This is a genomic window from Vibrio sp. 1641 (assembly GCF_033339995.1).
In the GTDB taxonomy this organism is placed as follows: Bacteria; Pseudomonadota; Gammaproteobacteria; order Enterobacterales; family Vibrionaceae; genus Vibrio; species Vibrio alginolyticus.
On sequence record NZ_JAWOVP010000030.1, the window covers coordinates 1 to 8,277 of the forward strand.

General features: G+C 50.4%; 6 protein-coding genes and 3 pseudogenes. 6 read left to right on the forward strand and 3 right to left on the reverse strand.

The window, feature by feature from the left end; translation table 11 throughout:
* The first annotated feature begins 457 nt into the window (after positions 1-457).
* Together R7Z47_RS23720 and R7Z47_RS23725 are read left to right on the forward strand one after the other, a co-directional pair.
* Positions 458-1,999, forward strand: coding sequence for an IS91-like element ISCR1 family transposase (locus tag R7Z47_RS23720; RefSeq protein WP_000050481.1), 1,542 nt, complete (start codon positions 458-460; stop codon positions 1,997-1,999).
* A gap of 278 nt (positions 2,000-2,277) precedes the next feature.
* Positions 2,278-2,934: a Qnr family pentapeptide repeat protein gene (locus tag R7Z47_RS23725; protein WP_318130653.1), complete on the forward strand. Its 657-nt coding sequence runs from the start codon at positions 2,278-2,280 to the stop codon at positions 2,932-2,934.
* A 30-nt stretch (positions 2,935-2,964) separates the two neighbouring features.
* Here the strand turns inward: R7Z47_RS23725 and lhgO are convergent, their stop codons facing one another.
* On the reverse strand, positions 2,965-4,176 hold the full coding sequence (lhgO, locus tag R7Z47_RS23730; RefSeq protein WP_318130654.1) for an L-2-hydroxyglutarate oxidase: 1,212 nt from the start codon (positions 4,174-4,176) through the stop codon (positions 2,965-2,967).
* A 17-nt stretch (positions 4,177-4,193) separates the two neighbouring features.
* A pseudogene (locus R7Z47_RS23735) lies at positions 4,194-5,081 on the reverse strand (TRAP transporter large permease subunit); the annotation flags it as partial.
* A gap of 1 nt (position 5,082) precedes the next feature.
* On the opposite strand from R7Z47_RS23735, the pseudogene R7Z47_RS23740 reads away from it, so the two are divergent.
* From R7Z47_RS23740 to catA, 3 genes and pseudogenes are all read left to right on the forward strand, one after another.
* Positions 5,083-6,063 (forward strand): annotated as a pseudogene (locus R7Z47_RS23740) (IS91-like element ISCR1 family transposase); the annotation flags it as partial.
* Positions 6,064-6,460: 397 nt separating this feature from the next.
* Positions 6,461-6,664 carry a hypothetical protein gene (locus R7Z47_RS23745; RefSeq protein WP_197465993.1) on the forward strand — a complete coding sequence of 68 codons (204 nt, stop codon included), beginning with the start codon at positions 6,461-6,463 and terminating at the stop codon, positions 6,662-6,664.
* Between the two features lie 149 nt (positions 6,665-6,813).
* Positions 6,814-7,455: a type A chloramphenicol O-acetyltransferase gene (gene catA, locus R7Z47_RS23750; RefSeq protein WP_001011941.1), complete on the forward strand. Its 642-nt coding sequence runs from the start codon at positions 6,814-6,816 to the stop codon at positions 7,453-7,455.
* 568 nt (positions 7,456-8,023) lie between these two features.
* Here the strand turns inward: catA and R7Z47_RS23755 are convergent.
* The gene (locus tag R7Z47_RS23755) at positions 8,024-8,221 is read right to left on the reverse strand and encodes a cupin domain-containing protein (protein WP_000347577.1); all 198 of its coding nucleotides are present in this window, start codon (positions 8,219-8,221) and stop codon (positions 8,024-8,026) included.
* On the opposite strand from R7Z47_RS23755, the pseudogene R7Z47_RS23760 reads away from it, so the two are divergent.
* A pseudogene (locus tag R7Z47_RS23760) lies at positions 8,202-8,277 on the forward strand (SMR family transporter); the annotation flags it as partial. The gene R7Z47_RS23755 and the pseudogene R7Z47_RS23760 sit on opposite strands and share 20 nt — an antisense overlap.

Here is an 8,277-nt window from a genome sequence, read left to right on the forward strand (position 1 = left end):
TCGCGAAATTTCGCAGTCGCGACGCCAGAGACCGAGGGTTAGATCATGCCTAGCATTCACCTTCCGGCCGCCCGCTAAATATCTCCTTTTGGGTTGTTAATAAAACATCCAATAAGTTGACTGTGCGTGAAAAAGAAAGTTTTGTGTGATGGCGTTGAAGATCGCACCGTTAAGCTCTTATGTGGGATGGTGCAGAGCTCGACGACTACCGATAAAACGCAACCGCCGCAAACAGACAAGAAAAAGCCCCAACTGATAACAGTTGGGGCTTCAGTATTGTGATTGGTGGAGCAATAGCACCCTGAACCCAAAACCTTCTCGCTCAACCGGTAGTGGCTGATAACAACTCGTGAGGGCTATTGCGGGTTAAGCATTTAGCGATGTCTAGGGCCAGACTGGACGTCTGAACGCAAGCCGCTGATACTGTACATAACCACAGTATCAGCGGAGGATACCCATGTCGCTGGCAAGGAACGCCACGGCGAGTCAATCGCCCACTCAAACAAACGGTTACGAACGCCACCAACCCGACCAGACGCTGCTCTACCAGCTGGTTGAGCAGCACTACCCAGCCTTCAAAGCCTCACTCGAAGCCCAAGGTCAACACCTGCCTCGCTACATCCAACAAGAATTCAACGACCTCCTCCAATGTGGCCGTCTGGAGTATGGTTTCATGCGGGTTCGCTGCGAGGATTGTCATCACGAGCGTCTGGTCGCCTTCAGCTGTAAACGACGCGGCTTTTGCCCTAGCTGCGGTGCCCGCCGGATGGCCGAGAGTGCGGCGCTGCTGATAGACGAAGTCTTCCCCAAGGAGCCCATTCGCCAGTGGGTGCTCAGCTTTCCTTTCCAGCTACGCTTTTTGCTGGCTCGCCATCCCCAGCTGATGGGCCAGGTCTTGAGTATCGTCTATCGTACACTCTCAACTCATCTGATCAAAAAAGCCGGTTACACCAAAGCCTCTGCACAAACTGGCTCAGTGACTCTTATCCAACGCTTTGGCTCCGCGCTAAATCTCAATGTCCACTACCACATGCTGTTTCTCGATGGTGTCTATGCCGAAGATGACTATGGCAAGCAACGCTTCCATCGTGTCAAGGCACCCACTTACGATGAGCTGAATACGCTCGCTCACACCCTCAGCCATCGCATCGCTCGCTGCATGGAAAAGCGTGGGATTTTGGAGCGTGATGCCGAGAATACGTGGTTGACACTGGAAGAGGGCGAAGACGATACGCTGACTCAATTACATGGTGCTTCGGTTACGTATCGCATTGCCGTCGGCCCCCAGCAAGGGCGCAAAGTCTTCACCCTGCAAACCTTGCCAGGGCGTGAGGATAAAGCCGACTCAAGCAGTCGAGTAGCCAACCATGCTGGTTTCTCGCTACACGCCGGTGTGATGGCCGAAGCGCATCAGCGGGATAAGCTTGAGCGCTTGTGTCGCTACATTAGTCGGCCAGCGGTTTCAGAAAAACGTCTGGCATTAACCGCCAATGGGCAGGTGCGTTACGAGCTCAAAACTCCGTACCGCAATGGCACCACCCATGTGATCTTCGAGCCGCTGGACTTCATCGCCAAACTCGCTGCGTTGGTACCTAAGCCGCGAGTCAACCTCACACGCTTCCACGGCGTCTTTGCACCGAACAGCAAACACCGAGTTCAAGTAACACCCGCCAAGCGGGGCAAGAAGCCCGACAAATCGGAAGGTCTCGATACTAACTGGCGTGACAAGAGTCCTGCAGAGCGCCACCGCGCCATGACCTGGATGCAACGCCTCAAGCGAGTCTTCAATATTGATATTGAAGTCTGCGAACACTGCGGCGGTCACGTCAAAGTGATTGCCAGCATCGAAGATCCGAAGGTCATTGAGCAGATTCTCAAGCATCTGAAACAGAAAACAGCCAAGGCGAATGCCGCCAAGCAGCGTGAGCTGCCACCAGAACGAGCGCCGCCACTGACTCCCAGCCTGTTCGATCCATCACAGAGTCGTCTCTTTGACTGACGACCCCAAATCCAACACTGCTCAACACTGCCAACTTTTAAACGGGGCGGTGGGGCAGTTTGTATCTCTCGAGCTATCAGGCTAGAGATTTTACCGCCAAATCGAACCTTATTAGAGCGGTTTAGGCTGGACCGGCAGTTAAAATTGGGGCTTGAGCGGTAAACGAGTGAGGGAATTTCAGGTAAGATACTTCGGATGAGGAGCAAAAAGGTGGTTTATACTTCCTATACCCATACCCAGCTTAACATGATAGCCTGCACGTCAACTAAGGAGTGACGATGCAGTACAAAAACCAACAATTCCACCAACACGACTTTTCTGCTCAAGATCTACAGCATGTGATCTTTGAACATTGCCACTTTATCGAGTGCCATTTTGATCGCGCCAATCTCAGTGAATGCCAGTTTATCCACTGCCGTTTCATTGAGGCATCGGGTCTTGAAGGATGCAGTTTTCGCTACAGCAAACTCAAGGAAGCCAGTTTCAAACATTGTATGTTGGCGATGAGCCAGTTTGTCGGCGCAGACTGTTTTGGCATTGAGTTTCGTGAATGCGATTTGAAGGGCGCCAATTTTAGCCAAGCCAACTTTAGCAACCGAGTCAGTCAGCGCTTCTATTTCTGCTCGGCGTTTATCACGGGATGCAATCTCAATTACACTAATTTTGAGCGCGCGATATTGGAGAAGTGCGACCTGTTTGAAAACCGTTGGCGCGGTGCCAACCTGTATGGCGCAAGTTTTCGCGGCTCCGATCTCTCCCGTGGCGAGTTTTCTGCCGATCAATGGGGCACATTCACGCTAGAAGAGAGCGATTTAACCCACGTCGAACTCGATGGGCTGGATGTTCGCCGCGTCTCTCTCCAAGGCGTTAAGATTTGTCAATGGCAGCAGGCTCAATTGCTAGAGCAATTTGGCTTAATCGTTTTGCCGGATTAGCTCATCAGCGTTGATTTCAAGCAAAATAGCTCAATAACCCTTCTGTTTCTCGATCACTTTTTTACCGATGTATTCACCAATCGGAATGGCCGAGGTGGCGGCGGGGGACGGAGCGTTACACACATGCAGGCTGCGTGGGCTCTCCGCAAACAAGAAATCATGCACTAAGCTGCCGTCCGAGAGCACCGCTTGGGCGCGAATACCGGCGGGATAAGGTTGCAGATCCGCCAAGGTGATGTGAGGGCAATATTTGTTGACCAATTGCAGATAGCCCGGCTTCCACCACGAGTTGATAAACTCTTTCACTCCGGTGCGCAAATGTTTGGTGGTTACTTTCCAAAAACCGGGAAACGCCAACATCTGCGCGCTATCGCGCCAACTGAAATTGAACTTTTGATACCCTTCCCGCTTCCAGCCTTGCACGGCGTTTGGGCCAACCGTCACACTGCCATCAATCATTCGGGTCAGATGGACACCAAGAAACGGCAAGTCTGGATCGGGGATTGGGTAGATCAAATGCTTCACCACCTGATTGTGGTGAGCAGGCAAGCGGTAATATTCGCCGCGATAAGGAATGATCTGGAAATCAGTGGCAATGCCCATCATTTTAGTGAGCCGATCCGCCATGAGCCCGCCACACGAGATCAGAAATCGCCCGTTAATCTGCACGCTTTGTCCGTCAGAAACGCACGTAATCTGCACTTCTTCTGCGTGCTCTTCAATTGCCACCACTTCGCTTTGCAAACGTACTTCACCACCCCATTCGATAAACTCCTGCGCCATTTTTTCCGTCACCTGCTTGTAATCGACAATACTGGTCGACGGCACATAAATCGCGCCGAGGCCAACGATATTGGGTTCCGCCAGTTTCAGTTGCGCAGCATCAAGCCGTTCAACCTCAATGCCGTTGGTATGACAGCGCTGATAAAGCGCCTCCATCCGTTCCATTTCTGCTCCGCTTGTCGCCACCAACAGCTTGCCGCAATTTTCCACCGGGATCTGATGCTTAGCGCAAAACGCCTTGGTCGCTTCTACGCCACGTTTGCAAAAATCTGCCTTCAAGCTGCCCGGCGCGTAGTAAACGCCCGCGTGGATCACCCCGCTATTGTGGCCAGTCTGATGTTTGGCAAACTGCGCTTCTTTTTCTAACAGCAGCACCGATTTATCGGCAAACTGGCGCTGTAATTGCCACGCGGTGGAGACACCCACAATGCCTCCGCCAACGATGATGTAGTCATACACGTTTTGCTCTCCTCCCTCTACGCGGTCGCCACAGGCGGCTGCGCTTTATATGCCCGGCTACTGTAAATAAAAATCCCGATAAAAATCGCGAGCGAGAGCACACGTCCCCACAACGGCACATCGTGCCACACCATCAGTGCGCCAACGGCTAATAATACGATGCGGATCAGAATGTTAATCTTGCTTTCCAAATAGCCTTCAATCGCGCCGATCAAAGCGTAAGTGCCAAAAATGGCAAAAAATCCCGTCGTCAGCACCGTGGTCACATCCCAGCTCACCAACCCTGTGTACGCAATCAACAGCGGTACTAAATACAAGCCTTTGGCAATTTTCCACGCGGTTAATCCGGTGCGCATGGGCGGCGTTTTGGCGATGGTGGCCGCCGCAAAAGCGGTCAAACAGACAGGCGGGGTGACGTTGCTGTCTTGAGAGAGCCAGAAGATAATCAGATGCGCCGCCAACAGCGCCAAGCCAACCGCTTCCATACCTAAACTTTGTTCAAGTAAGGTCTCTTTGAAATCAACCGGAACCAGAGCCAACATCTCCGTCGCCGTTTGCAGCGACATCGGTGCGCTAAGCAGGGCAAATTTGTCTGGCGCGGCCAACATAAATATCGCCTTGGCTTGCTCTGGCATCTGTCCGTTGACCATCAGATCGAGCAGTTGATTTTCCGCGATCAGTTGATACAACGCGGGCGCGGACAGTGTACCTAAGACGATGTACGCAGCGGTCACCGGTAGCCCCATGCCCAGCACCAAGGATGCCAAAGCAATCAGCACCAGCATGATCAGCAGATCGCCCTGCGACCAGCCGTTAATCATCAGCGAAAAGGTATTGCCAATGCCGGTGGTGGTAATCACGTTGATCACCAGACCAATGCCGACCAGCAAGACCGCCGTGGTCGCTGTCCACTACCACATGCTGTTTCTCGATGGTGTCTATGCCGAAGATGACTATGGCAAGCAACGCTTCCATCGTGTCAAGGCACCCACTTACGATGAGCTGAATACGCTCGCTCACACCCTCAGCCATCGCATCGCTCGCTGCATGGAAAAGCGTGGGATTTTGGAGCGTGATGCCGAGAATACGTGGTTGACACTGGAAGAGGGCGAAGACGATACGCTGACTCAATTACATGGTGCTTCGGTTACGTATCGCATTGCCGTCGGCCCCCAGCAAGGGCGCAAAGTCTTCACCCTGCAAACCTTGCCAGGGCGTGAGGATAAAGCCGACTCAAGCAGTCGAGTAGCCAACCATGCTGGTTTCTCGCTACACGCCGGTGTGATGGCCGAAGCGCATCAGCGGGATAAGCTTGAGCGCTTGTGTCGCTACATTAGTCGGCCAGCGGTTTCAGAAAAACGTCTGGCATTAACCGCCAATGGGCAGGTGCGTTACGAGCTCAAAACTCCGTACCGCAATGGCACCACCCATGTGATCTTCGAGCCGCTGGACTTCATCGCCAAACTCGCTGCGTTGGTACCTAAGCCGCGAGTCAACCTCACACGCTTCCACGGCGTCTTTGCACCGAACAGCAAACACCGAGTTCAAGTAACACCCGCCAAGCGGGGCAAGAAGCCCGACAAATCGGAAGGTCTCGATACTAACTGGCGTGACAAGAGTCCTGCAGAGCGCCACCGCGCCATGACCTGGATGCAACGCCTCAAGCGAGTCTTCAATATTGATATTGAAGTCTGCGAACACTGCGGCGGTCACGTCAAAGTGATTGCCAGCATCGAAGATCCGAAGGTCATTGAGCAGATTCTCAAGCATCTGAAACAGAAAACAGCCAAGGCGAATGCCGCCAAGCAGCGTGAGCTGCCACCAGAACGAGCGCCGCCACTGACTCCCAGCCTGTTCGATCCATCACAGAGTCGTCTCTTTGACTGACGACCCCAAATCCAACACTGCTCAACACTGCCAACTTTTAAACGGGGCGGTGGGGCAGTTTGTATCTCTCGAGCTATCAGGCTAGAGATTTTACCGCCAAATCGAACCTTATTAGAGCGGTTTAGGCTGGACCGGCAGTTAAAATTGGGGCTTGAGCGGTAAACGAGTGAGGGAATTTCAGGTAAGATACTTCGGATGAGGAGCAAAAAGGTGGTTTATACTTCCTATACCCTTTATACTTCCTATACCCCGGTTATCCGGTGGTTTTCTGTTTGCGGAATAAAACAGATTAGTGACAGTTTTCTCAGAATGGCGTGTTCCGGTGACTTCTGTTTTCGTGTGCTGCATCCGGAAGTGTCAGGCCCGCCGGATATGAAAAAGGCCTCCGGAGAGTACCGTGACTTTATTTTCGGCACAAATACAGGGGTCGATGGATAAATACGGCGATAGTTTCCTGACGGATGATCCGTATGTACCGGCGGAAGACAAGCTGCAAACCTGTCAGATGGAGATTGATTTAATGGCGGATGTGCTGAGAGCACCGCCCCGTGAATCCGCAGAACTGATCCGCTATGTGTTTGCGGATGATTGGCCGGAATAAATAAAGCCGGGCTTAATACAGATTAAGCCCGTATAGGGTATTATTACTGAATACCAAACAGCTTACGGAGGACGGAATGTTACCCATTGAGACAACCAGACTGCCTTCTGATTATTAATATTTTTCACTATTAATCAGAAGGAATAACCATGAATTTTACCCGGATTGACCTGAATACCTGGAATCGCAGGGAACACTTTGCCCTTTATCGTCAGCAGAATAAATGCGGATTCAGCCTGACCACCAAACTCGATATTACCGCTTTGCGTACCGCACTGGCGGAGACAGGTTATAAGTTTTATCCGCTGATGATTTACCTGATCTCCCGGGCTGTTAATCAGTTTCCGGAGTTCCGGATGGCACTGAAAGACAATGAACTTATTTACTGGGACCAGTCAGACCCGGTCTTTACTGTCTTTCATAAAGAAACCGAAACATTCTCTGCACTGTCCTGCCGTTATTTTCCGGATCTCAGTGAGTTTATGGCAGGTTATAATGCGGTAACGGCAGAATATCAGCATGATACCAGATTGTTTCCGCAGGGAAATTTACCGGAGAATCACCTGAATATATCATCATTACCGTGGGTGAGTTTTGACGGATTTAACCTGAACATCACCGGAAATGATGATTATTTTGCCCCGGTTTTTACGATGGCAAAGTTTCAGCAGGAAGGTGACCGCGTATTATTACCTGTTTCTGTACAGGTTCATCATGCAGTCTGTGATGGCTTTCATGCAGCACGGTTTATTAATACACTTCAGCTGATGTGTGATAACATACTGAAATAAATTAATTAATTCTGTATTTAAGCCACCGTATCCGGCAGGAATGGTGGCTTTTTTTTATATTTTAACCGTAATCTGTAATTTCGTTTCAGAATGGTTCAGGATCACTGTACGATAATGCCCCCGCAGTTTGGTAATACCCTTAATAAAAAAGAAACAGCAAAGACTGACAGCAATAATAATAAAGTAAGCAGTAACAATAATATTAACAACACCAGATGCAGTTATAATAATAGTATTTAAGACACCAGAAAGACTGCTGCGACAGTCATTTTGAACAACACCAAAATGCCGTAAAGGCAGTAGTAACAACACCAGTGAAAACATCACGATAGCATAGTGATATGCCTGAGTGTGTGTAATTAAACAATAAATAAACCGCCATATATAACAGAAGATAGTATTCTGAATGGCATGCTTTTCTGTTCAGTATAAACATATCATCCCGGTTGGTATAAGGATGATATATAATAAGTTAAGCTGAACACATATTTATTTTGGTTTTATTTTACAAATAAAGTAAGACGATCCGTTAAGTCAAAGCGGGGTATATTTATTATACCCTGCTTTTTTATTTGTCCGCCGGGCGCGGATAATGGATCAGATTATGCAGTGTCACAATGGCCTTACCGGGATTGGCGTAAGCGTGCGGGATATCCGCATGGAAGCGCAGGGATTCCCCGGCAGAAACGGTGTGCCACTCATCCCCCAGCCGCAGTTGTAATGCGCCTTCCAGTACAATGACATGTTCTCTGGTTCTGAAATCCATCCCTGTCGGTGTTGCTTATGCAGTCTGGTCGGGACTCGGCGTCGTCATAATTACAG